Raw genomic sequence first — 21502 nt, forward strand, 5'->3', positions numbered from 1 at the left:
GCCTTCCCATGGTGGTGGTATCTCACGGTCGTGGGTGCCGCCACCATGTGGAAGTGTTTCCCCACTCCCCAAGCAAAACGGGCTCCCATCTGGGAGCCCGTTTTTCTTTGGGGACCATGCCCAGCCCCGCAAGGGGCTGGGCGATCCGCTGACCTATCAGGCGGCCACGCCGTCTGCCACGTCCTTGAACTCGGCGATCTGGTCGAAGTTCAGGTACTTGTAGATCTTGTCGCCGTTCTGGTTGAGCACACCCATGTCGGCCAGGTACTCTTCCTTGGAAGGAATGCGGCCCAGCTTGGAGCAGATGGCCGAGAGTTCGGCCGAGCCCAGGTAGACGTTGGTGTTCTTGCCCAGGCGGTTGGGGAAGTTGCGGGTGCTGGTGGACATCACGGTGGCGCCCTCCTTCACCTGGGCCTGGTTGCCCATGCACAGCGAGCAGCCGGGCATTTCCATGCGGGCGCCGGCCGCGCCGAACACGCCATAGTGGCCTTCTTCGGTGAGCTGGTGCGCGTCCATCTTCGTGGGCGGTGCCATCCACAGCTTGACGGGGATGTCGCGCTTGCCTTCGAGCAGCTTGGAGGCTGCGCGGAAGTGGCCGATGTTGGTCATGCAAGAGCCGATGAACACTTCGTCGATGGCGGCGCCGGCCACGTCCGACAGCGTCTTGGCGTCATCGGGGTCGTTGGGGCAGCAGACGATGGGTTCGGTGATCTCGGCCAGGTCGATCTCGATGATGGCGGCGTAGTCGGCGTTCTCATCGGGGGCCAGCAGCTGGGGGTTGGCCAGCCAGGCTTCCATGGCCTTGATGCGGCGGCCGATGGTGCGTGCGTCGGCGTAGCCCTGGGCGATCATGTTCTTGAGCAGCACGATGTTCGAGTTGATGTACTCGATCACGGGCTCCTTGTTCAGGCGCACGGTGCAGCCGGCGGCAGAGCGCTCGGCCGATGCGTCGGACAGCTCGAACGCCTGCTCGACCTTCATGTCCGGCAGGCCTTCGATTTCCAGGATGCGGCCCGAGAAGATGTTCTTCTTGCCCTGCTTGGCCACGGTGAGGTGGCCTTCCTTGATGGCGTACAGCGGAATCGCGTGCACCAGGTCGCGCAGCGTGACGCCGGGCTGCATCTTGCCCTTGAAGCGCACCAGCACCGATTCAGGCATATCGAGGGGCATCACGCCCGTGGCGGCAGCGAACGCCACCAGGCCGGAGCCGGCGGGGAAGCTGATGCCGATGGGGAAGCGCGTGTGCGAGTCGCCGCCGGTGCCCACGGTGTCAGGCAGCAGCATGCGGTTGAGCCAGCTGTGGATGATGCCGTCGCCGGGCTTGAGCGAGATGCCGCCGCGCGTGCTGATGAAGTCGGGCAGCTCGTGGTGCATCTTCACGTCCACGGGCTTGGGGTAGGCGGCCGTGTGGCAGAAGGACTGCATCACCAGGTCGGAGCTGAAGCCCAGGCAGGCCAGGTCCTTGAGTTCGTCGCGGGTCATGGGGCCGGTGGTGTCTTGCGAGCCGACCGAGGTCATGCGCGGTTCGCAGTACGTGCCGGGCACCACGCCCAGGCCTTCGGGCAGGCCGCAGGCGCGGCCGACCATCTTTTGCGCCAGGGTAAAGCCCTTGCCGGTGGCGGCAGGCACTTGCGGCAGGCGGAACAGCGTGGAAGGCGCCAGGCCCAGGGCCTCGCGGGCCTTGGCGGTGAGGCCACGGCCGATGATCAGCGGAATGCGGCCACCGGCGCGCACTTCGTCGAACAGCACGTCGCTCTTGACGGTGAACTCGGCGACGACCTGGCCGTCCTTCAATGCCTTGCCGGCGTAGGGCAGCAGCTCGATCTCGTCGCCCATGTTCATCTGGCTCACATCGAGCTCGATGGGCAGTGCGCCCGCGTCTTCCATGGTGTTGTAGAAGATGGGAGCGATCTTGCTGCCCAGGCACACGCCGCCGAAGCGCTTGTTGGGCACGAACGGAATGTCTTCACCCGTGAACCACAGCACGCTGTTGGTGGCCGACTTGCGGCTCGAACCCGTGCCGACCACGTCGCCGACGTAGGCGACCAGGTTGCCCTTGGCGCGCAGGTCTTCCAGGAACTTGATGGGGCCGCGCTTGCCGTCTTCTTCGGGCGTGATGCCGTCGCGCTTGTTCTTGAGCATGGCCAGGGCATGCAGCGGGATGTCGGGGCGGCTCCAGGCGTCGGGCGCGGGCGACAGGTCGTCGGTGTTGGTTTCGCCGGTGACCTTGAGCACGGTGAGCTTGATGCTCTGGGGCACTTCGGGGCGGCTGGTGAACCACTCGGCGTCGGCCCAGCTTTGCAGCACGGACTTGGCGAAGGTGTTGCCCTTGTCGGCCTTTTCCTTGACGTCATGGAACTGGTCGAACATCAGCAGCGTCTTCTTGAGCGCTTCGGCGGCGACGGAGGCCACGGCCGCGTCGTCCAGCAGGTCGATCAGGGGAGTGAGGTTGTAGCCGCCCAGCATGGTGCCCAAGAGCTGCGTGGCCTTTTCACGGCCGATCAGCGTGCACACCTCGGTACCGTGCGCCACGGCAGCCAGGTAGCTGGCCTTGACCTTGGCAGCATCGTCCACACCGGCAGGCACGCGGTGCGTGATCAGGTCCACCAGCGTGGCTTCTTCGCCTTGGGGTGGGTTCTTGAGCAGCTCGACCAGCTCGCCGGTCTGCTTGGCCGTCAGGGGCAGCGGTGGGATGCCCAGCGCGGCGCGCTCGGCCACATGGTCACGGTAGGCTTTCAACATCATTTTTCTCCGGTTGCGTTCTAAAGTGGGGTGGTGGCGCCGGGGCTGCAAGGGCCATGCGGCGCGGGGGTGCCGTGTCTCGTCGGATTCTGGTTATTTGGTGGTGGCGGTGGCCGTGGCAGCAGGCGCGGGGTCGAACACGCTCTGGGGCGGTGCCTTCTTGGCGGCCTCGGCCACCAGGGTCTGTTCGGCGCTCATGCACTCGTCGGCCAGGCGCTGGCCCAGCTTCTGGTTCATCAGCATGGACTTGTTGGCGATCTGCAGCCACACGGCGCCACCCTTGGCGTCTTCCAGGCGCACGGCGCCAGTGCTGGTGACCACGGGGGTCATGTGGTACTTGAAGCCCTTGCCCTCGATGGTGAAGCGGCCGGGCGTGGCGGCGTCGGCCGTCACGTTGACGAACGCGCCCAGCTCGCAGGCGATGCGGCCGGTGTGCACGCGCATGGCGATGGCCTGTTCTTCAGGGCTCAGCGCGGCATCGGCGGCGATGAGGCCGGTGGCGACCTGGTTGGCCGCCGTGTTGAGCTGCTGGCGGCTGCTGGTGGGCTCGGCCTTGGCGGTCTTCTTGGCCGGGGCCTTGTCCTTGGCTTCAGCCGACTTGGCTGCGGGCTTTGCGGCTGGCTTCGCAGCAGCCTCCTTCTTCGGTGCGGCTTCCTTCTTGGCGGCGGGCGCGCTCTTCTTGGCGGGCTCGGCTGCGGCCTGCGCCAGGGCAAGGCCAGGGGCCACCAGCATCAGGGCGGAGGTGAGGATCAGTGATTTCATGGGGGAAGTCCTGGAAAAAAGGTTCAGGCGTCGTGGTGGGGAGCGGGGGAAGCAAACCAATGGGCCACTTCGGGCGGCAATGCGCGCCCGGTCTGGTGGGCGCGGTCAAGCACCTGCCAGTAGTAGCGGTAGCTGGCGCGGTCGTGCAGGGTGCCATCGTGGCTGATGGGCGCCCAGTCGGCCTGCGCGGCAGCGGCAATGATGCGGGCGGACAGGTCGATCTCGTCCTGCCGGGGCGCAAAGGCCTGCAGGATGGGGCGGATCTGGCCGGGGTGGATGCTCCACATGCGGGTGTAGCCCAGCTCCGCGCTGGCGCGGGTGGCGGCGGCCTGCATGGCAGCGGTGTCGTTGAATTCGGTGACCACGCAGTGCGATGGCACCTTGCCGTGGGCATGGCAGGCAGCGGCGATCTCGAGCTTGGCGCGCACCACCAGCGGGTGCTCGAACTGGCCACGCGAACCCATGGCCGACGAAGGGATGGCCCCGCCGTGCGCAGAGACAAAATCCATAAGCCCGAAGCTGATGCTCTGCACGCGCGGGTGCGCGGCGATCTCGAACGCGCGGTGCACGGCGGCGGGCGATTCGATCAGCACGTGCAGCGGCAGGTGGCCGGCCGATGCGGCGAGCAGCGCCTTTTCCGCGTGCAGCACGTCGTCGACCGACTCGACCTTGGGCACCATGATGTGCGACAGGCGGTGGCCTGCCTCGCCGGCAATGGTGGCCACGTCGTTGGCAAAGGCGGCGTGGTCCACGGTGTGCACGCGGGCCGCCACGCGCGCGCCATCGGCGGCGCCAAGCGCCAGCGATGCGACCAGGGCGGCGTGCTCGCGCTCCTGGCCCACGGGGGCACCGTCTTCACAGTCGAGCGTGACGTCGAACACGCAGTGGCCGAACTCGGCGGTCATCTCGGCCTGCAGCTGCAGGCTTTTGCGCATGCGCGCTTCCACACCGCTGTAGTGGTCGCACACCGGAAGGCGGCTGGCACCGGCCTGGGCGCCCAGCAGCACGCTGGCGGGGTGGGCGGGAGAGGCAACAGTGCTCATGGTGCGGGGCGCTGCGCAACGATGAACATGCGCGGAAAGGCCAGCAGGCGGTTGCCATCGCTGCGCAGGGGGTAGGCTTCGCTGATGCGGCGCTCGTACTCGGCGAGGAAGCTGGCGCGCAGTTCGTCGCTCAGCGGATCGAGGAAGGGGCGCAGCCCCGTGCTGCGCAGCCAGTCGACGATGGCGCCGGCCGTGGGCATGACGTGCTGGTAGACGGTGTGCCACACGTCCACCAGGGCAGCCTCCTTGGCCAGCATGTCGTAGTAGCCGGCAATGGTGGCCAGCTCGGTGCGCACGGCATCGGCGTCGCCGATGGGCTCGCGCCAGGGCGATTGCCCGGCGATGTCACGCATCAGGCGGTGCGAGGGTTCCTGCCGGTTGTCGGGCATCTGGATGGCCAGCACGCCGCCGGGGGCGAGCAGGCTGAACAACCGGGGAACCAGGGTTTCGTGCCCCGCCACCCATTGCAGGGCGGCGTTGGCGTAAATCAGGTCGGGTGCCACGGCGGGCACCCAGGTGGCGATGTCGCCTTGTTCAAAGGCCGTGCCGGGCAGGCGCTCGCGCGCGCTGGCCAGCATGGCTTTGGAGGTGTCGATGCCGGTGACCTGCGCCTTTGGAAAGCGCTGCACCAGCAGCTCGGTGGAGTTGCCTGGCCCACAGCCCAGGTCCACCACATGGGCGGCACTGGAGAGGTCGGCCAGGGGCACCCGCGCCAGCAGCTCCTGGGCCGGGCGCGTGCGCTCGTCCTCGAAGCGGCGGTAGAGCGCGGGGTTCCAGTCGAGCATGTACGACAGCCTGCCTATGGATGATTACAGCAGGTGCTTGACGCCGTCTTGCTCGCCTTGCAGCTCGGCCAGGGTCTTGTCGATGCGCTCTTGCGAGAAGGCGTCGATCTCCAGGCCTTCAACCAGCTTGTACTCGCCGTTTTCGCAGGTGACGGGGAAGCCGAACATGGTGTCCTTGGGGATGCCGTACTGGCCGTCCGACGGGATGCCCATGGTGACCCACTTGCCGTTGGTGCCCAGGGCCCAGTCGCGCATGTGGTCGATGGCGGCGTTGGCAGCCGAGGCAGCCGACGACAGGCCGCGTGCTTCGATGATGGCCGCGCCGCGCTTGCCCACGGTGGGCAGGAAGGTGTTGGCGTTCCATTCCTGGTCGTTGATCATCTTGGCGACGCTTTCGCCGTTGATGGTGGCAAAACGGTAGTCGGCGTACATCGTGGGCGAGTGGTTGCCCCAGACGGTCAGCTTCTCGATGTCGGCCACGGCCTTGCCGGTCTTGGCAGCGATCTGGCTGGCAGCGCGGTTGTGGTCCAGGCGCAGCATGGCGGTGAAGTTCTTGCGTGGCAGGTCAGGTGCCGACTTCATGGCGATGTAGGCGTTGGTGTTGGCAGGGTTGCCCACGACCAGCACCTTCACGTTGCGCGAGGCCACGGCGTTCAGGGCCTTGCCCTGTGCCGTGAAGATGGCGCCGTTGACGGCCAGCAGCTCGGCGCGTTCCATGCCCGGGCCACGTGGGCGCGAACCGACCAGCAGGGCGTAGTCGGCGTCCTTGAAGGCGGTCATCGGGTCGCTGTGGGCTTCCATGCCGACCAGCAGGGGGAACGCGCAATCGTCCAACTCCATCATCACGCCCTTGAGCGCCTTTTGGGGGCCTTCGACAGGCACTTCGAGCAGTTGCAGAATGACCGGCTGGTCCTTGCCCAGCATTTCGCCGGAGGCGATACGGAACAGCAGTGCGTAACCGATTTGACCAGCGGCGCCGGTGACGGCTACGCGAACGGGCTTCTTGCTCATGGTGAGAACTCCAGGGAAGTGAGGAAATCAGGGGGTGTGTGCAACGCAAGCACCAGCGCCTGTTACCAGCAGCCCGTGCCCCGCAAAACAGCCTTGGAGTGTACTGCCGATTCAATACCCCGGTCAATTTGTCTTATGTCTTATATAAGATATGATCAGGACCCTGAAAAAGCAACCTGGGGAAGGCATGCGCCTGCCCGTTCGCAGCGCACCACACGCCCCCATACACAGCCCCATTCTTCGACTGCCATGTCCTCGCTACCGCTCAACGCCGACACCCCTGCACAGCCCGCTGCCAGCGCGGGCTCTGCCACGCCGGCGTTCAGCCCGCTGTACCAGCAGATCAAGGGGCTTATCCTGCAAAGCCTGCAGCAGGGCGAGTGGAAGCCCGGCGAGGCCATCCCCAGCGAAATGGACCTGGCCGCGCGCTTTCGCGTGAGCCAGGGCACGGTGCGCAAGGCCATCGACGAGCTGGCCGCCGAAAACCTGGTGATGCGCCGCCAGGGCAAGGGCACCTTCGTGGCCACGCATGCCGAGCAGCATGTGCAGTACCGCTTTTTGAAGCTCATGCCCGACACCGGCGACGCCCGGGTGGAGGGCCGCGCCCAGCGCCAGGTGATCGACTGCAAGCGCGTGCGCGCCAGTGCCGACGTGGCACGCGCCCTGGCCCTGCGCAGCGCCGACCCGGTGATGCAGGCGCGGCGCGTGCTGTCGTTTGCGGGGGTGCCCACCATTCTCGAAGACATCTGGCTGCCGGGCCAGGCTTTCAAAGGGCTGACGGCCGACCAACTGGCCAGCTACGAAGGCCCTACTTACGCCATGTTCGAAATCGACTTCGGCGTGCGCATGGTGCGCGCCGAGGAGAAAATACGCGCCGTGCTGCCTGATGCCGAACAGGCTGCGGTGCTGATGGTGGCACCGGGCACGCCGTTGCTCAGCGTGGAGCGCATTGCGTACACCTACAACGACGTTCCCATGGAGTTACGGCGCGGGCTGTACCTCACGGACACCCACCACTACCGTAATGAACTGAGCTGACACTACCCTGGCAACCGAGCGGAAATGTCGGCATTAGGGGCGACTTGAAACCGTGTGTGTTGCGTTGCAATAGAATTTTGCGTTCTTTGCATGTCCAAATTACAAAGCAGTTACATCCACGAAAGCACAAAACATGACCGAACTCGCCAAAAAACGGCCTGAATTCCGCAACATCAATGCCTTCAAGGACCTCACCACCTACCGCATGACCCCTGCAGCGTGGGTGTCGATCCTGCACCGCGGCAGCGGGCTGATCATGTTCCTGTTGCTGCCTTTCATCATCTGGATGTTCGACACCTCGGTGTCGTCCGAAATCTCGTTCGCCAAGTTCACGGCGGCCTTCAGCATCGGCATCGGCTTCGTGCCCGGCTGGTTCATCAAGCTGGTGGCCCTGGCGCTGATCTGGTCGTACCTGCACCACTTCACCGCCGGCCTGCGCCACCTGTGGATGGACGTGAGCCACAGCGCCGTGAACAAGCAGTTCGGCAAGACCTCGTCCATCGTGGTCTTCGTGGTCAGCATCACGCTGGCCGTGGTGCTGGGCGCCAAGCTGTTCGGCCTGTACTGATCGATCGATAACCACCCCATAAAAAAAGCGGTGACCGCTGCCATTCCGCAGCAAACACCGCCGCACAAGAGGAAAGTACCCATGTCCGTCAATTACGGTTCCAAGCGCATCGTCGTCGGTGCCCACTACGGCCTGCGCGACTGGCTGAGCCAGCGCGTCACCGCCATCCTGATGGCGCTGTTCACCGTGGCCCTGCTGGCCCAGGTGATCTTCAACAAGGGCCCCATGGGCTACGACAAGTGGGCCGGCATCTTCTCGGCCCAGTGGATGAAGGTGCTGACCTTCACCGTGATCATTGCGTTGGCCTGGCACGTCTGGGTCGGGGTGCGCGAAGTCCTGATGGACTACGTCAAGCCCGTGGTTCTGCGCCTGGCACTGCAGGTTTTCACCATCGTCTGGCTCGTCGGCTGCGCCGGCTGGGGCATCCAGGTTCTGTGGCGTCTCTGATACCGATCCCCCGCGACTGAAGGCAAACAACAAATGAGCTACTCCAAAGCTAACATCACCAAGCGCAAGTTCGACGTCGTCATTGTCGGTGCCGGCGGCTCCGGCATGCGCGCCTCGCTGGAACTGTCCCGCGCCGGCCTGAACGTGGCCTGCCTGTCCAAGGTGTTCCCCACCCGCTCGCACACGGTTGCAGCGCAGGGCGGCGTGTCCGCATCGCTGGGCAACATGAGCGAAGACAACTGGCACTACCACTTCTACGACACCATCAAGGGCTCTGACTGGCTGGGCGACCAGGACGCCATCGAGTTCATGTGCCGCGAAGCACCCAACGTGGTGATCGAGCTCGAACACTTCGGCATGCCGTTCGACCGCAACCCCGATGGCACCATCTACCAGCGTCCCTTCGGCGGCCACACCGCCAACTACGGTGAAAAGCCCGTGCAGCGCGCCTGCGCCGCGGCCGACCGCACTGGCCACGCCATGCTGCACACGCTGTACCAGCAGAACGTGAAGTCCAAGACCAACTTCTTCGTGGAGTGGATGGCGCTGGACCTGATCCGCAACACCCAGGGCGACGTGGTCGGCGTGACCGCGCTGGAGCTGGAAACCGGCGACCTGTACGAGCTGCACGCCAAGGCCGTGCTGCTGGCCACCGGTGGCGCGGGCCGCATCTTCGCGGCATCGACCAACGCCTTCATCAACACCGGCGACGGCCTGGGCATGGCGGCGCGTGCCGGCATCCCGCTGCAGGACATGGAGTTCTGGCAGTTCCACCCCACCGGCGTGGCCGGCGCGGGCGTTCTGCTGACCGAAGGCTGCCGCGGCGAAGGCGCCATTCTGCTCAACAGCAATGGCGAACGCTTCATGGAGCGCTATGCGCCCACCCTGAAGGACCTGGCACCGCGTGACTTCGTGTCGCGCTCGATGGACCAGGAAATCAAGGAAGGCCGTGGCTGTGGTCCGAACAAGGACTACATCCTGATGAAGCTGGACCACCTGGGCGCGGACACCATCCGCAAGCGCCTGCCATCGGTGGAAGAAATCGGCCACAACTTCGCCAACGTGGACATCACCAAGGAACCGATCCCTGTGGTGCCCACCATCCACTACCAGATGGGTGGCATCCCCACCAACATCAATGGCCAGGTCGTGGTGCACGATGGCCAGCAGAACAATGTGGTCAACGGCCTCTACGCCGTGGGCGAATGCTCGTGCGTGTCGGTGCACGGCGCCAACCGCCTGGGCACCAACTCGCTGCTCGACCTCCTGGTCTTCGGCAAGTCGGCCGGCAAGCACATCGTCAGCTACGTGAAGGGCTTTGGCGACAACCTGGCCGTGCCCGCTGACGGTGCAGAACGCACCCTGGCGCGCCTGAACCAGCTGCAGGAGTCCAACGAAGGCACCTACGCGCAAGATGTGGCCAACGACATCCGCTCGTCCATGCAACTGCATGCCGGCGTGTTCCGCACGCAGGTGAGCATGGATGAAGGCGTGGAGAAGATCAACGCCATCCGCGAACGCGTGGGCCAGGTGACGCTCAAGGACAAGTCCAAGGTCTGGAACACGGCCCGCATGGAAGCGCTGGAAGTCGACAACCTGATCGAAGTGGCCCAGGCCACCATGACCTCGGCCGCAGCCCGCCGCGAATGCCGTGGCGCGCACACGGTGTACGACTACGAGCACCCTGCCGACCACGCCGAGTTCCCGCTGGGCCGCAACGACAAGGAGTGGATGAAGCACACCCTGTGGCACAGCGCGAACAACAGCCTGACCTACAAGCCTGTGAACCTCAAGCCCCTGACGGTGGACAGCGTGCCTCCCAAGGTCCGTACGTTCTGAAGATCCAGCAGCCTCACGAAAGAACAACATGAAGCGCACCTTTCAAATCTACCGCTACGACCCGGACAAAGACGCCAAGCCCTACATGCAGACCATCGAGATCGAACTCGACGGCCATGAGCGCATGCTGCTGGATGCCCTGGTCAAGCTCAAGGAGCAGGACCCGAGCCTGTCGTTCCGCCGTTCGTGCCGCGAAGGCGTGTGCGGCTCGGACGCGATGAACATCAACGGCAAGAACGGCCTGGCGTGCCTGACGAACATGAACACCCTCAAGGGCACCATTGTTCTGAAGCCCCTGCCCGGCCTGCCAGTGATCCGCGACCTGATCGTGGACATGACGCAGTTCTTCAAGCAGTACAACTCGATCAAGCCGTACCTCATCACCGAGGACCTGGCCCCCGAGAAGGAACGCCTGCAGAGCCCCGAAGAGCGCGAAGAACTCAACGGCCTGTACGAGTGCATTCTGTGCGCCAGCTGCTCCACGAGCTGCCCCAGCTTCTGGTGGAACCCCGACAAGTTCGTGGGCCCCGCCGGCCTGCTGCAGGCCTACCGCTTCATCGCCGACAGCCGCGACGAAGCCACGGCGGAGCGCCTGGACAACCTGGAAGACCCGTACCGCCTGTTCCGCTGCCACACCATCATGAACTGCGTGGACGTGTGCCCCAAGGGCCTGAACCCCACGATGGCCATCGGCAAGATCAAGGAACTGATGGTGCGCCGCACTGTCTGACCCTGTACAGAGCACCCTCGACACCATGTCCGAAGACACCTCGACCCCCGTCCTGCCGGAGCCCACTGACCTGCTGGACGACCGCGAGCGCGCCAAGCTGCACTGGCGCTCGCGCCGCGGCCTGCTGGAGAACGATCTCTACATCGAGAACTTCTTCGCGCTGCACGGGGCGAGCATCAACTGGCGCCAGGCCCAGGGCATGACCACCCTGATGGACCTGGCGGACAACGACCTTTTGGACCTGGTGCTCGCCCGCCGCGAGCCCGAAGGTCCCCTCGATACAGAAGAAGTGCGTGAAGTACTCGGCATGCTGCGGCTCAGTGGTGGCGCAGCGCGGCCCCGGGCCTGACCTGGAGACAGGGCCCCTTACCACCGGAATTCCGGCAAACCACCTACCCAAGGAAAGTAACAATGAAGCTAGCTGACAACAAAGCCACCCTGTCGTTCAGTAACGGCAGCCCCAGCGTGGACCTGCCGGTCTACCAGGGCAGCATTGGCCCGGATGTCATCGACATCCGCAAGCTGTACGCGCAAACGGGCATGTTCACCTATGACCCGGGCTTCCTGTCGACGGCAGCAACCCAGTCGGCCATCACCTACATCGATGGCGACAAGGGCGAACTGCTGTACCGCGGCTACCCCATTGAGCAGTTGGCCCAGAACTGCGACTTCCTGGAAACCTGCCACCTGCTGCTGTACGGTGACCTGCCCAACGAAGCGCAGAAGACCGACTTCACCAGCCGCGTGACCAACCACACCATGGTCAACGAGCAGATGCAGTTCTTCCTGCGTGGCTTTCGCCGTGACGCGCACCCCATGGCGGTGCTGACCGGCCTGGTGGGCGCCCTGTCGGCCTTCTACCATGACAGCACGGACATCAACAACCCGCAGCACCGCGAGATCGCTGCCATCCGCCTGATCGCCAAGATGCCCACCCTGGTGGCCATGGCGTACAAGTACGGTGTGGGCCAGCCCTACATGTACCCGCAGAACAACCTGAGCTACGCAGGCAACTTCCTGCGCATGATGTTCGGCACGCCCTGCGAAGAGTACAAGGTCAACCCCGTGCTGGAACGCGCGCTGGACCGCATCTTCATCCTGCACGCAGACCACGAGCAGAACGCATCGACCTCCACCGTGCGCCTGTGCGGCTCGTCGGGCACCAACCCGTTTGCAGCCATCGCCGCCGGCGTGGCCTGCCTGTGGGGCCCTGCCCACGGCGGTGCCAACGAAGCTGCGCTGAACATGCTGTACGACATCCAGGCCCAAGGCGGCGTGGAAAAGATCGGCGAGTTCATCAAGCAGGTCAAGGACAAGAACTCCGGCGTCAAGCTCATGGGCTTTGGCCACCGCGTGTACAAGAACTACGACCCCCGCGCCAAGCTCATGCAGGAAACCTGCAACGAAGTGCTGGCCGAACTGGGCCTGGAAAACGACCCCCTGTTCAAGCTGGCCAAGGAACTGGAAAAGATCGCCCTGGAAGACGACTACTTCGTGCAGCGCAAGCTCTACCCGAACGTGGACTTCTACTCCGGCATCGTGCAGCGCGCCATCGGCATCCCGGTGAACCTGTTCACCGGCATCTTCAGCCTGGCCCGCACCGTCGGCTGGATCGCCCAGCTGAACGAAATGATCGGCGACCCCGAGTACAAGATCGGCCGCCCACGCCAGCTGTTCACGGGTTCTGTGCGCCGTGATGTGCCTGCGCTGGATAAGCGCTGAGCGCTTGGTTAGCGCTTGCGCTGGGAAGGCTTCGGTCTTCTTGGCACAGACAGGAAAGCCCGCTTCGGCGGGCTTTTTTCATGGGAAAGCGCTTTGACCTACGCAGGCTTGCCAACAACATCGGTGCACAGACCGCTGCTGACCCTGGGCTTCCCCCGAACGCCGTGATGTCGCGAATGATGGACTCAATGGCGTGGCAGACTATGTGCGCCACAAGCTCGGCTGCAAACCCGCACCGCTGCTGCTGGGGTTGACCCTAGGGCCCATGATGGAAGAGAACCTGCCCCGCGCATTGCTGCTGTCGCGCGGGGACTGGAATGTGCTGGTCATCCGGACGCTGTCGGCATCGCTGCTGGCGGTGGCGGCGGTTCTGCCGGTGATTGTGTGTTGCTGCCTTCGGTGAGCAGGAAACGCGCGGAGGCGTTTGTGGAAGATTGAGGCTTAGGACTTTAGGGCGCTCCGATGGTGAGTGCCCCAGTTTCCAGTATCGATTCGTCCGGTCGGAACCCAGCAGGGTGACAGCCGGGCGCTTGTTGCTTAGTGCCTTTGGCTCGTGTTGACTAAATGACTTGCCCCAATCTCTCAAAATCGTTGCTCAATCGAGAATAGCCAGGCCTTTGCGCTCGACAACAAAGATGTGTTCATATCGTCCTTGCACCAGAGCATAGTTGACGGCGGCAGGACGACGCTTACTGTGATAGCAGATTCCTGCTATATTTTCTCCCAAAGCTTTTTGACGTATTATTTCTACCGCTCGAGCAGATGCATTTCGCCATACAGGTATGTTGTCCAGAATGCTATTGAGGCTCAGTCCTAGCGCTTGCGTCGTTGCCCCATCAGTAAAGTCCAGAAACTTAACCGGGTGCAGCACTCGAAGAACCGCATGCTGTGTCGGCGGAAGCTCTTCGCCTGCATAAAACGACCGCTCATATGTTGGCGGATCGGTAGGCATAATTAATAACTCACCGCATTCAAGGGCTGCCGTTATGAGGGTATCGGCCGCGTAAAGCACTCCATACTCGCTGCTGCGACCAGCCGGCGGGTCCAGGCGCCCAGTACGATACTGCGGCGGCGCGGGTTGAAAGTCCCCCCCAGGAAAGCGATAGAGCCGATGAATCTCGGCACCTGGGCTGACACAGCGCAGCTGGAGATCAGCACTGTTGAAATTAAACGACTCTATGCTAGAAGATTTCAGATAGATCATGAGAGGGCATAACTGAGACCCTCCAAAGCGTGATCAATTACATACTCCCGCCGCACGGCGGCATCGAGCAGATTCAGTTCATTTAGCACTACGTGATCTACACCACGCCGCTGAGGCACTTGCCACAGCAGCAGTTCCACACCCGTGAGACCGCCAAGGGAAGGCTGAACCGACCTCAAAAAATCCCACAGAAGGTTCATGGAGGCTTGGCGTTCGCGAAAGCGCATGATAAGTGCAGTCAACAACGCTGCGTCGAGGCGCGCCTGAAGCTGAAAAGCTGGGTAGCGACGCCCGTTCTCGCGGCCAGGAGGCAGCACTGAGAAGAGCGAGCCCTTCTTTTCGCGTTCGTACACATTTGCTCTGCTGCACTGCATCTTCTGCGCCATAGCTTCAGCGGAAAGCAGGTCGCCGTTTGAGTCACCTATGGTTGTAGAAGTCGGTGACAGCGAAACAACTTTCACAGTGTCAGACAGGAAGCCAAGCTCACTCGAACTGAGTTTGGCAGTGCCAAGCTCATTCAGATCGGCTGTGCGGATACCCAGCCGATCAAGAATGGAAGGAGTGACTGCCAACAGCATGGTGGGCTCTTGAACTGAAATTGAATTTGCTTTGGACGATTGTTGAGACATAGCTTTTTTCGCCACTTAGTGGGGCGCCCTCAATCAATTCAACGCAATGGTGGCTACGCAAGCAGGAAGAAATCGCTTGCTTCGTTTCAGTCGCCACGCGACTGAAGCAGCAGCAAAATTTCCAACACGAATGCGTCCGACCTTGAGCTTTTTTGGCGCTCGCTTTGCGTCTCGGCACTCCCACGCAATCAAGACTCGAACAGCAGAAATGCTTCCAAAACTACAGGAAGCGAGCCCAAGCGCAACCGACTCAAGGACTGAAAACAGTTCAGGCTTCACGCCTTCAAAGCATTGGCGAAGGGCCACCAAAACTGAGTCAACATCGCCTGTCTCTACAGCCTTCCAAATAGCCTCCAGACGAGGGGCATATGCTTTCAGTGCTTCGGCTTCATGCCACTGGGGAAAGCGCCTAAAGACGACCCGAAATGCGTGAATTAGAGACTCTGAAAAGTCATCGTCAATCTGCGACCTACCCATGCTGCCAACAATGATGACTTTGCTGACACGGTCAGTTTTGTTTGTTCCGACCTTGTCACAACCGCCTTCATCTCGCTGAAGAACACGACAAGCGTCCATCCCGGCAGCTACTTTTTTCGTCAAGGTGATTTTTTTTCGATCACCTGGCGCTGTCCCATGCGAACGTTGCAGATGCTCAAGCAGTTGCTGCTTGTCGCCTTCACTCAGAGCGCTATCGATACTTTCTTTAGGTACCCCGGCAGCACGTAGCTGCTCAAGGAGTACATCGGCCGATTTGCGGAGTTGTTCTGCGAAGCTTCTGACAGTTTCACGATCGAACTCGTCACTAACAAACGGATTTCGAGCACCCAAAATCACCACTGAGTGACGACCCCTCACCCACATGTTCACCAAGCGGGGAACATACACGTGCGAGTCTGTGTTTGGGTAAGAAGACAACATGTCGCCAATTTATTCAAGTTCGGCAACTTTGTCAACTTTGTCAATAACAACCCGCTGCACTTCGAGCCTGTAGACGCGCGAGGACGGTAGTGCGGGACGACTCGACGGTGGTAGTTCTGTGGTTCTTGTCACCGCTTCCCCCGGCCCCCCAAACCGCTCCCGATAAGCCTGCGGCGTGATCCCCAGATGCCGCACAAACAACTGCCGCAACGCCTGCTCCGACCCCATGCCCACGCGCGCGGCCACCGTCTTCAGCGGCAGCGCGGCCTGCGGCTGGGAAGTTGATTCGAGCAACCGCCGCGCCCCTTCCAGCCGCGCGGCATCCACAAACGCCGAGGGCGTCTGCCCCGTCTCCTGCACAAACACCCGGCGAAAGTGCCGCTCACTCATGGCCGCACGCGCGGCCAGTGCGGCCAGGGGCATGGGCTCCTGCAGATTCTCCAGCACCCAGGTCTGCACAGCCTGGATGTCGCGGTGGGCGGTGCCCTGGCTGGCCAGTTGCACGCTGAACTGGGATTGGCCGCCGGGGCGCTTGAGGTACATGACCAGATCGCGCGCCACCTCCAGTGCGAGGGCGTGGCCAAAATCTTCTTCCACCAGGGCCAGCGCCAGGTCGATGCCGGCGGTGACGCCGGCCGACGTCCACAGCGGGCCGTCGCGCACGTAGATGGCGTCGGGGTCCACGTCGATGGCGGGGTAGCGCTGGCGCAGCAGGGCGGCCACGCTCCAGTGGGTGGCGGCGCGCCGGCCGTCGAGCAGGCCGGCGGCGGCCAGGAAGAAGCTGCCGGAGCACAGGGCGATCATGCGGTCCACGCGCGGGGCCACGCGGGCGGCCCAGGCGACCAGGTCGGGCGAAGCAGCCAGCACCTGCTCGATGTTGCGCGAGCCCACCAGCACCACGGTGCAGCCTGTGCCGCCCTCTGTTCCTTGGGGCTGCTCCAGCTCGGCCAGGGTGTGGGTGGCGTTCAGGGCCATCAGGGTGTCGGACTGCACGGCCCCGGCCTGGGCTGCCACCACGCGCACGGCGTAGCCGTCGGGCCGGCCGTGCTGGCGCAGGTGGACGTTGGCGTAGTCGAACACGGACATGGGGCCCACGGCCTCCAGCGCCTTGAAGCCGGGGTAGACGACGAGGTCGATGCGGTGGGGCTGGCCGGCGGGGTGGTGGTGTTGTGGGTGGTCCATGGGCGCGCAAATGCAGGGAACGAGCGATGGACTATACGGGGGCCGATGTCCGCCAAGGCTGTGTACCGTTGAATTCGGCCATACCCCCAAGGTCTGCGGCCATGGGTTTGGGGAAGCCCTGCACATGGCCTACAGTCACGAAGTCAACACGCGCGATGCGGGCCGCAGAGCCCCGCTCGCGCTCCCCCTTTGCCAACCCATCACCCCAACACCATGACCATCAAATCCAAAGCCGCCGTGGCCTTCAAGGCCGGAGAACCCCTGCAGATCGTCGAGATCGACGTGGCGCCCCCCAAGAAGGGCGAGGTGCTGATCCGCATCACCGACACGGGCGTGTGCCACACGGATGCCTTCACCCTGAGCGGTGACGACCCCGAGGGCCTGTTCCCCGTGGTGCTGGGCCATGAGGGCGCGGGCATTGTGGTGGAGGTGGGCGAAGGCGTGACCAGCGTGAAGCCGGGCGACCATGTGATTCCGCTGTACACCGCAGAGTGCGGCGAGTGCCTGTTCTGCAAGAGCGGCAAAACCAACCTGTGCGTGGCCGTGCGCGCCACGCAGGGCAAGGGCGTGATGCCCGATGGCACGACGCGTTTCAGCTACAACGGCCAGCCGATCTACCACTACATGGGCTGCTCGACCTTCAGCGAGTACACGGTGGTGGCCGAGGTGTCGCTTGCCAAGATCCACCCCAAGGCCAACCCCGAGCAGGTGTGCCTGCTGGGCTGCGGCGTGACCACGGGCCTGGGCGCGGTGAAGAACACGGCCAAGGTGCAGGAGGGCGACACGGTGGCAGTGTTTGGCCTGGGCGGCATCGGCCTGGCGGTGATCCAGGGCGCCAAGCTGGCCAAGGCCGGGCGCATCATCGCCGTGGACACCAACCCCAGCAAGTTCGATCTGGCCCGCACCTTTGGCGCCACCGACTGCGTGAACCCCAAGGACCATGACAAGCCGATCCAGCAAGTGATCGTGGAGATGACGACGTGGGGCGTGGACCACAGCTTCGAGTGCATCGGCAATGTGAACGTGATGCGTGCCGCGCTGGAATGCGCGCACCGCGGCTGGGGCCAGTCGGTGATCATCGGGGTGGCGGGCGCGGGGCAGGAGATCTCCACCCGCCCCTTCCAACTGGTGACGGGCCGCAAGTGGATGGGTACGGCCTTTGGCGGCGTGAAGGGCCGCAGCGAGCTGCCCGGCATGGTGGAAGACGCGATGGCCGGCAAGATTCAGCTGGAGCCGTTTGTGACGCACACGATGGGGCTGAAGGACATCAACGAAGCGTTTGACCTGATGCACGAAGGCAAGTCCATCCGCTCGGTCGTCAAATACGCCGCCTGAACGAATTTGCCTTCAACCGGCTAACGTCGTTGGGGAGCCTTGCCGTGCAAACGCACTGTCTGCGGCTCCCCGCCTAGTTATCCGGCTGAATCCAAATCCGTCGGACACGGCATAAGCTTCGATCACGAAAGCCTTGGGAACCGAAACATGTCGAACACATCTACACCTTTCGAACTGCTCAGCGAGCACGCCTGCTTTGGCGGCTTGCAGCGCTTCTACCAGCACGCCTCCACCGAGATCGGTTTGCCGATGAAGTTTTCGGTGTTTCTGCCGCCGCAGGCGCAGCAGGGGCCCGTGCCGGCCCTGCTGTACCTGGCGGGGCTGACCTGCATGGAAGAGACCTTCATGGTCAAGGCCGGGGCCCAGCGGCTGGCGGCGGAGCTGGGGCTGGCGCTGATTGCGCCCGACACCAGCCCGCGCGGCGCCAATGTGCCTGGCGAGGCCGAGAGTTGGGACTTTGGCGTGGGTGCGGGCTTTTACCTCGACGCCACGGCCGAGCCCTGGGCGCGCCACTGGCGCATGGAAAGCTACCTGGTGAAGGAGCTGCTGCCGCAGGTGCTGGCGCAGTTGCCCGTGGATGGTGAGCGGCTGGGCATCTTCGGCCACTCGATGGGCGGGCATGGTGCGCTGACGCTGGCGCTGCGCCACCCGGGGCGGTTCAAGAGCCTGTCGGCGTTTGCGCCGATCTGCGCGCCCACGCAGTGCCCCTGGGGCGAGAAGGCCTTCACCGGCTACCTGGGTGCGGACCGCACGGCCTGGGGCGAGCACGATGCCACGGTGCTGATGCAGAACCACCCTATTGCGCCCTACCCGGCGGGCATCCTGATCGACCAGGGGCTGGCCGACAAATTCTTGCCCACGCAGTTGCACCCGGAGCTGTTTGAGGCGGCGTGCAAAGCCATTGGCCAGCCGCTCACGCTGCGCCGGCACGAGGGGTATGACCATGGGTACTACTTCATCCAGAGCTTCATGGCGGACCACCTAGCGCACCATGCGGGGCAGCTGGCTGCCCGGTGAACTGGTAATTTAGTGCTTGCAATGCTGAAGGCGAGGCATAGGATGGTTTGCACCAACATGGTGAGGAATTGTCCCGCGCCACGTTAATGCGCCCTTAAGTCTGGGGCGGGAGACTTCAGCCATGGCCCTGACACTCCCGCACCCGCGGCCCCTCCCCCCTTCCCGTCCGGGCGCCACCAGCCCCTACTCTCCCGAAACGTTGAAAGCCATGCACCCCGCCTGGGTGGTGGTGCTGGTCAGCCTGTGGCTGGCCACGGTGTGCAACGTGCCGCTGTGGCGCGAGGTGGCCACGCTGCCGGGCCAGGGCAGCCTGCGCGGCTGGGGCTTTGCGCTGGCCTTTGGCGCCATCGTCATGGCGGGCAACGCCGGGCTGCTGGCCCTGCTGGCCTGGCGCTGGACGCTCAAGCCCGCTGCCGCCCTGCTGCTGGTGATGGCGGCCTTTGGTGCCTATTTCATGCTGGCCTTTGGCATCGCCATCGATGCGAGCATGCTCACCAACGTGCTGCAGACCGACGTGCACGAGGCGGGCGACCTGCTGAGCCTGCGCATGCTGGTTACCGTGGCTGCGCTGGCTGCACCGCCGCTGCTGTGGTTGGTGCGCACGCCGGTGCGGCGCCTGTCGCCGATCAAGCAGGTGGCGCACAACGGCTTGCTGCTGGCGGGCTCCATCGTGGTCATCGTGGCCAGCCTGCTGATGGTGTTTCAGGATTTTTCGTCCACCATGCGCAACCACACCAAGCTGCGCTATTTGATCAACCCCCTCAACAGCGTGTACGCGCTGGGCAACGTGGCGGCCAAGCCGTTTCGCATCGACAACCGCACGCTGGTGCCTGTGGGCCGCGACGCCCACCTGGGCGCCAGCTACGCCGGTCAGGCCAAGCCGCCGCTGCTGGTGCTGGTGCTGGGCGAGACCGGGCGCAGCGGCAATTTCGGTATCAACGGCTATGCGCGTGACACCACGCCCCTGCTGTCGGCGCGCAGCAAGGAGCTGGTGAGTGCGGGCAATGCCTGGTCGTGCGGCACCAGCACGGCGGCATCGGTGCCGTGCATGTTCTCGCACCTGGGCAAGAGCGGGTACGAGGGGCGATCCGCCAACTTCGAGAGCCTGATCGACGTGCTGCACCATGCCGGCCTGGCCGTGCTGTGGCTGGACAACCAGTCGGGCTGCAAGGGCGTGTGCGACCGCCTGGGCGACACCAACACCGCCAACCTGAAAGACCCCGAGCTGTGCGCCCACAAGGGCGAGTGCCTGGACCGCATCATGCTGAAAGACCTGGACGCACGCATCGCCGCCCTGCCGGCCGAGCAGCGCCAGCGCGGCACGGTGGTGGTGATGCACCAGCTGGGCAGCCATGGGCCGGCGTACTACAAGCGCTCAGCGCCCGATGCCAAGAAGTTCTTACCCGAATGCGCCTCGACCTCGCTGCAAGAGTGTGACCGCCAGCAGGTGGTGAATGCTTATGACAACAGCGTGGTGGAGACGGACCGGTTTCTCGATGGCGTGTTGCAATGGCTGTCCACCCAGAACAGCTCCGCGCAGACGGCGATGGTGTATGTGGCCGACCATGGCGAATCGCTGGGCGAGAACAACATCTACCTGCATGGCCTGCCCTATTCGATTGCGCCCGATGTGCAAAAGCACGTGCCGTGGGTTACCTGGCTGTCGCCCGCCATGCAGTCGCGCATCGGTGCCAGCACGGGTTGCCTGCAGAAGGACCTGCGCGAGCGGCGCATCACGCACGACCACTACTTCCACTCGGTGCTGGGGCTGATGGATGTGCAGACGGGGGCCTACCAGCCGGAGCAGGACATGTTCATACCCTGCCGGGATGCGGGGGCTGCGCAGGCAAAGGCCGATGGGCCTGGTGGCGCCACACCGCCCCTGGCGGTGGTGGCACCCACACGCAAATCCTGACGGCCCTCACCCCGGGACAACACGCTGGCGCACCCGTTTGCAGGTGCCTCGTCAGGCGGCAACCGCTGGCACCGCCATCAATACATAGACCTTGCGCAGCGTTTCGTGCACATGCCACTCGCCTGTGGTGTGGGCGGGGAAGAACACGGTGTCGCCCGCGCGGAAATCCTGCGGCGAGCCATCGGTGGGGGTGAAGGTGCAGGAGCCGGCCAGGATGTGCATGACTTCGGCATTGGGCAGGTGGCGCGCGAAGCGGCCGGGGGTGGATTCCCAGATGCCGGTGGCATTGCCGCCGGCGCCCACGAGGTCGATGTCTATGCCGCTGAACTGGGCGGGGGGTTGGGTCAGGGGGCGGGCGGCGGGGCCCTGGCTCTCCAGACCTTGGAGGGTGGCGGTCTGGGGGAGGATGGTGATGTTCATGGAGGGTGCAGGGTTCTGAAAAGGGAAGCTGCAAGCAAGAGCTGGACCGGAGTTGCTGTGGTTCACGATGTGGATGTATGTGCCAATCGATTCAATGGCTTTGGTGTGGTGGTTGCTGCATGCCTTTGCTGTAGGCGGAGGCCGGGGTGTGCGCCCGGCGGCGCACCTACCTTCTTTTGCTTCGTCAAAAGAAGG

19 protein-coding genes and 2 pseudogenes are annotated in these 21502 nt (G+C 63.9%); 11 read left to right on the top strand and 10 right to left on the bottom strand.

What is annotated here, in order from left to right; all coding sequences use genetic code 11:
- Positions 1-156: 156 nt before the first annotated feature.
- The 5 genes from acnB to ASE28_RS07370 all read right to left on the bottom strand — a co-directional run bounded on the left by acnB (position 157) and on the right by ASE28_RS07370 (position 6343).
- Positions 157-2742, bottom strand: a complete 2586-nt coding sequence (gene acnB, locus ASE28_RS07350; protein ID WP_057199767.1) for a bifunctional aconitate hydratase 2/2-methylisocitrate dehydratase — start codon at positions 2740-2742, stop codon at positions 157-159.
- A gap of 93 nt (positions 2743-2835) precedes the next feature.
- On the bottom strand, positions 2836-3504 hold the full coding sequence (locus tag ASE28_RS07355; RefSeq protein ID WP_057265878.1) for a hypothetical protein: 669 nt from the start codon (positions 3502-3504) through the stop codon (positions 2836-2838).
- A 23-nt stretch (positions 3505-3527) separates the two neighbouring features.
- Positions 3528-4547 carry a CoA ester lyase gene (locus tag ASE28_RS07360; RefSeq protein WP_057199748.1) on the bottom strand — a complete coding sequence of 340 codons (1020 nt, stop codon included), beginning with the start codon at positions 4545-4547 and terminating at the stop codon, positions 3528-3530.
- Positions 4544-5332, bottom strand: a complete 789-nt coding sequence (gene tam, locus ASE28_RS07365; protein WP_057265879.1) for a trans-aconitate 2-methyltransferase — start codon at positions 5330-5332, stop codon at positions 4544-4546. Before tam ends, ASE28_RS07360 begins: the two co-directional genes overlap by 4 nt.
- Before the next feature lie 24 nt (positions 5333-5356).
- Positions 5357-6343: a malate dehydrogenase gene (locus ASE28_RS07370; protein WP_007848463.1), complete on the bottom strand. Its 987-nt coding sequence runs from the start codon at positions 6341-6343 to the stop codon at positions 5357-5359.
- Between the two features lie 249 nt (positions 6344-6592).
- Here ASE28_RS07370 and ASE28_RS07375 point away from each other — a divergent pair, with 249 nt between their 5' ends.
- The 8 genes and pseudogenes from ASE28_RS07375 to ASE28_RS07410 all read left to right on the top strand — a co-directional run.
- Positions 6593-7381: a GntR family transcriptional regulator gene (locus tag ASE28_RS07375; RefSeq protein WP_057265880.1), complete on the top strand. Its 789-nt coding sequence runs from the start codon at positions 6593-6595 to the stop codon at positions 7379-7381.
- A 133-nt stretch (positions 7382-7514) separates the two neighbouring features.
- Complete coding sequence (gene sdhC / locus ASE28_RS07380; protein WP_057199745.1) at positions 7515-7949, top strand: succinate dehydrogenase, cytochrome b556 subunit; 435 nt, start codon at positions 7515-7517, stop codon at positions 7947-7949.
- Between the two features lie 81 nt (positions 7950-8030).
- Positions 8031-8396 (top strand): succinate dehydrogenase, hydrophobic membrane anchor protein, encoded by a 366-nt coding sequence (sdhD, locus tag ASE28_RS07385; RefSeq protein ID WP_057265881.1) that lies wholly within the window; start codon positions 8031-8033, stop codon positions 8394-8396.
- Positions 8397-8429: 33 nt separating this feature from the next.
- Complete coding sequence (sdhA, locus tag ASE28_RS07390; RefSeq protein ID WP_057265882.1) at positions 8430-10235, top strand: succinate dehydrogenase flavoprotein subunit; 1806 nt, start codon at positions 8430-8432, stop codon at positions 10233-10235.
- Positions 10236-10263: 28 nt separating this feature from the next.
- Entirely contained in the window at positions 10264-10965 is a 702-nt protein-coding gene (locus ASE28_RS07395; protein ID WP_057199742.1) for a succinate dehydrogenase iron-sulfur subunit, read from the top strand.
- A gap of 25 nt (positions 10966-10990) precedes the next feature.
- Entirely contained in the window at positions 10991-11314 is a 324-nt protein-coding gene (locus ASE28_RS07400) for a succinate dehydrogenase assembly factor 2 (RefSeq protein ID WP_057199741.1), read from the top strand.
- Between the two features lie 62 nt (positions 11315-11376).
- Complete coding sequence (locus tag ASE28_RS07405) at positions 11377-12687, top strand: citrate synthase (protein WP_057199740.1); 1311 nt, start codon at positions 11377-11379, stop codon at positions 12685-12687.
- Positions 12688-12877: 190 nt separating this feature from the next.
- Positions 12878-13125 (top strand): annotated as a pseudogene (locus ASE28_RS07410) (tripartite tricarboxylate transporter permease); the annotation flags it as partial.
- Positions 13126-13282: 157 nt separating this feature from the next.
- On the opposite strand, the gene ASE28_RS31235 reads toward ASE28_RS07410, so the two are convergent.
- From ASE28_RS31235 to ASE28_RS07420, 4 genes and pseudogenes are all read right to left on the bottom strand, one after another.
- Positions 13283-13891 carry an RES family NAD+ phosphorylase gene (locus tag ASE28_RS31235; protein ID WP_082607973.1) on the bottom strand — a complete coding sequence of 203 codons (609 nt, stop codon included), beginning with the start codon at positions 13889-13891 and terminating at the stop codon, positions 13283-13285.
- Complete coding sequence (locus ASE28_RS07415; RefSeq protein WP_157421910.1) at positions 13888-14469, bottom strand: hypothetical protein; 582 nt, start codon at positions 14467-14469, stop codon at positions 13888-13890. Before ASE28_RS07415 ends, ASE28_RS31235 begins: the two co-directional genes overlap by 4 nt.
- 639 nt (positions 14470-15108) lie before the next feature.
- A pseudogene (locus tag ASE28_RS32860) lies at positions 15109-15348 on the bottom strand (translation initiation factor IF-2 N-terminal domain-containing protein); the annotation flags it as partial.
- Between the two features lie 99 nt (positions 15349-15447).
- Entirely contained in the window at positions 15448-16620 is a 1173-nt protein-coding gene (locus tag ASE28_RS07420) for a GlxA family transcriptional regulator (RefSeq protein WP_235516065.1), read from the bottom strand.
- A gap of 219 nt (positions 16621-16839) precedes the next feature.
- Between ASE28_RS07420 and ASE28_RS07425 the strand changes: the two genes are divergently transcribed.
- The 3 genes from ASE28_RS07425 (at position 16840) to ASE28_RS07435 (ending at position 20887) form a co-directional block, all read left to right on the top strand.
- Complete coding sequence (locus ASE28_RS07425; protein ID WP_057266129.1) at positions 16840-17955, top strand: S-(hydroxymethyl)glutathione dehydrogenase/class III alcohol dehydrogenase; 1116 nt, start codon at positions 16840-16842, stop codon at positions 17953-17955.
- Between the two features lie 147 nt (positions 17956-18102).
- Entirely contained in the window at positions 18103-18972 is an 870-nt protein-coding gene (gene fghA, locus ASE28_RS07430; protein ID WP_057265887.1) for an S-formylglutathione hydrolase, read from the top strand.
- A 208-nt stretch (positions 18973-19180) separates the two neighbouring features.
- Positions 19181-20887: a phosphoethanolamine transferase gene (locus ASE28_RS07435; protein ID WP_235516066.1), complete on the top strand. Its 1707-nt coding sequence runs from the start codon at positions 19181-19183 to the stop codon at positions 20885-20887.
- A 51-nt stretch (positions 20888-20938) separates the two neighbouring features.
- Here the strand turns inward: ASE28_RS07435 and ASE28_RS07440 are convergent, their stop codons facing one another.
- Positions 20939-21307 carry a cupin domain-containing protein gene (locus ASE28_RS07440; protein WP_057265890.1) on the bottom strand — a complete coding sequence of 123 codons (369 nt, stop codon included), beginning with the start codon at positions 21305-21307 and terminating at the stop codon, positions 20939-20941.
- Positions 21308-21502: the final 195 nt, after the last annotated feature.

The organism is Acidovorax sp. Root219, assembly GCF_001428665.1.
GTDB lineage: Bacteria > Pseudomonadota > Gammaproteobacteria > Burkholderiales > Burkholderiaceae_C > Acidovorax.

Coding starts and splice junctions, on each gene's coding strand:
- acnB (WP_057199767.1), bottom strand. CDS start 2,742: ATGTTGAAAGCCTACCGTGACCATGTGGCCGAGCGCGCCGCGCTGGGC.
- ASE28_RS07355 (WP_057265878.1), bottom strand. CDS start 3,504: ATGAAATCACTGATCCTCACCTCCGCCCTGATGCTGGTGGCCCCTGGC.
- ASE28_RS07360 (WP_057199748.1), bottom strand. CDS start 4,547: ATGAGCACTGTTGCCTCTCCCGCCCACCCCGCCAGCGTGCTGCTGGGC.
- tam (WP_057265879.1), bottom strand. CDS start 5,332: ATGCTCGACTGGAACCCCGCGCTCTACCGCCGCTTCGAGGACGAGCGC.
- ASE28_RS07370 (WP_007848463.1), bottom strand. CDS start 6,343: ATGAGCAAGAAGCCCGTTCGCGTAGCCGTCACCGGCGCCGCTGGTCAA.
- ASE28_RS07375 (WP_057265880.1), top strand. CDS start 6,593: ATGTCCTCGCTACCGCTCAACGCCGACACCCCTGCACAGCCCGCTGCC.
- sdhC (WP_057199745.1), top strand. CDS start 7,515: ATGACCGAACTCGCCAAAAAACGGCCTGAATTCCGCAACATCAATGCC.
- sdhD (WP_057265881.1), top strand. CDS start 8,031: ATGTCCGTCAATTACGGTTCCAAGCGCATCGTCGTCGGTGCCCACTAC.
- sdhA (WP_057265882.1), top strand. CDS start 8,430: ATGAGCTACTCCAAAGCTAACATCACCAAGCGCAAGTTCGACGTCGTC.
- ASE28_RS07395 (WP_057199742.1), top strand. CDS start 10,264: ATGAAGCGCACCTTTCAAATCTACCGCTACGACCCGGACAAAGACGCC.
- ASE28_RS07400 (WP_057199741.1), top strand. CDS start 10,991: ATGTCCGAAGACACCTCGACCCCCGTCCTGCCGGAGCCCACTGACCTG.
- ASE28_RS07405 (WP_057199740.1), top strand. CDS start 11,377: ATGAAGCTAGCTGACAACAAAGCCACCCTGTCGTTCAGTAACGGCAGC.
- ASE28_RS31235 (WP_082607973.1), bottom strand. CDS start 13,891: ATGATCTATCTGAAATCTTCTAGCATAGAGTCGTTTAATTTCAACAGT.
- ASE28_RS07415 (WP_157421910.1), bottom strand. CDS start 14,469: ATGCTGTTGGCAGTCACTCCTTCCATTCTTGATCGGCTGGGTATCCGC.
- ASE28_RS07420 (WP_235516065.1), bottom strand. CDS start 16,620: ATGGACCACCCACAACACCACCACCCCGCCGGCCAGCCCCACCGCATC.
- fghA (WP_057265887.1), top strand. CDS start 18,103: ATGTCGAACACATCTACACCTTTCGAACTGCTCAGCGAGCACGCCTGC.
- ASE28_RS07435 (WP_235516066.1), top strand. CDS start 19,181: ATGCACCCCGCCTGGGTGGTGGTGCTGGTCAGCCTGTGGCTGGCCACG.
- ASE28_RS07440 (WP_057265890.1), bottom strand. CDS start 21,307: ATGAACATCACCATCCTCCCCCAGACCGCCACCCTCCAAGGTCTGGAG.